The organism is Ligilactobacillus sp., from assembly GCF_036846325.1.
Taxonomy (GTDB): domain Bacteria; phylum Bacillota; class Bacilli; order Lactobacillales; family Lactobacillaceae; genus Ligilactobacillus.
The window spans coordinates 1-1300 of the sequence record NZ_DAIUCE010000113.1; the positions used below are offsets into that span (position 1 = coordinate 1).

2 protein-coding genes are annotated in these 1300 nt (G+C 48.8%); both read left to right on the plus strand.

Annotation, left to right across the window (positions count from 1 at the left end):
- A partial coding sequence (locus V7Z60_RS08730; protein WP_334117442.1) for a DUF4355 domain-containing protein occupies positions 1-359 on the plus strand: 359 nt, incomplete at its 5' end.
- A 13-nt stretch (positions 360-372) separates the two neighbouring features.
- Positions 373-1272, plus strand: coding sequence for a phage major capsid family protein (locus V7Z60_RS08735; protein ID WP_334117443.1), 900 nt, complete (start codon positions 373-375; stop codon positions 1270-1272).
- Positions 1273-1300: the final 28 nt, after the last annotated feature.

Consider the following 1300-nt stretch of genomic DNA (forward strand, 5'->3'; position numbering starts at 1 on the left):
AAAAATTCATAGCTAATAGAGCAAAGATATTAGTTGAAACTGAAAATGCTGAGCTGCATTCGACGGTCGAATCATCAAAATCGGCAAAGGGCGAGCTTGACAAGCAAATCGCAGACTTGCAGACCAAGATTTCCGGGTATGAAACGGAGAAAATGAAAACGCGAGTGGCTTTGCAGAGTGGTTTGCCACTTGAGTTTGCCAATCGGTTACGAGGCGATGATGAAGACAGCCTGAAGCGCGATGCAGAAACACTGGCCGGATACATGCAGCCTAAGCAGGCTGCCCCGTTGAAATCGACAGAACCGGCAGTTGATGATAAAGGCTGGGGTAACATGATCCACCAGCTCACAAACAAGTAAGGAGATAGATAATATGGCTGATACACTTAACACCGGCACAACATTTTCGCCGGAACTCGTCACAGAACTCATGAACAAGGTCAAGGGCTATTCAACCCTTGCCAAGCTGAGCGCTCAGACGCCAATCCCGTTCAACGGGTCGCAGCAGTTCGTTTTTAACCTCGAAGGCAATGCTCAAATTGTCGGAGAAGGCGAAACAAAAAAGCCGGGAAAGGCAACAATTGAAACAAAGGTAATCCGCCCGTTAAAGTTCGTTTACCAGGCTCGCATTACCGACGAGTTCAAATACTGCTCTGAGGCCAAGCAGGTAGATTACCTTCAGGCCTTTTCTGATGGATTTGCTAAAAAGATTGCGGTTGCCTTTGATTTGGCCGCAATTCATGGCCTGGAACCAAAATCGCTTACTGACGCGTCATTCAAGACAACGAATTCGATTGATGGGTTGGTAACCGCGGTTGAATTTAATGCTAAGACACAGTTTGATGATCAGATTGATTCAATTGTTCAAACTGTTGTTGCCAACGATTACGATGTTACGGGCCTCGCACTTTCCCCTGCAGCTGGTCAGGCGTTGGCGCAGGTTAAGGTTAACGGTGTAGTTCAGTACCCTGAGTTCCGCTTTGGCCAGAATCCTGACGCATTTTACGGCATGGCATCTGACGTCAACAAGACGCTTGCCACAAAAGGCGCTACGTCCGAAAACGACTATGCAATTGCAGGCGATTTTCAGAATGCGTTCAAGTGGGGCTACTCGGAAGAAATCCCGCTCGAGGTCATCGAGTATGGTGATCCTGATCAGACGGGCCGCGACCTCAAAGCCAACAACGAAGTGCTGCTTCGTGCCGAATCGTTTATCGGTTGGGGCGTGCTTGACGCGAAGGCGTTTGCACGTATCAAAGCACCGGCAGAATAGTCATGGTCGAGGGCGATAAGGTTGCCGT

What these genes read in the sequence shown, in the direction of transcription:
- V7Z60_RS08735 (WP_334117443.1), top strand. Translation starts at nt 373, where the DNA reads ATGGCTGATACACTTAACACCGGCACAACATTTTCGCCGGAACTCGTC.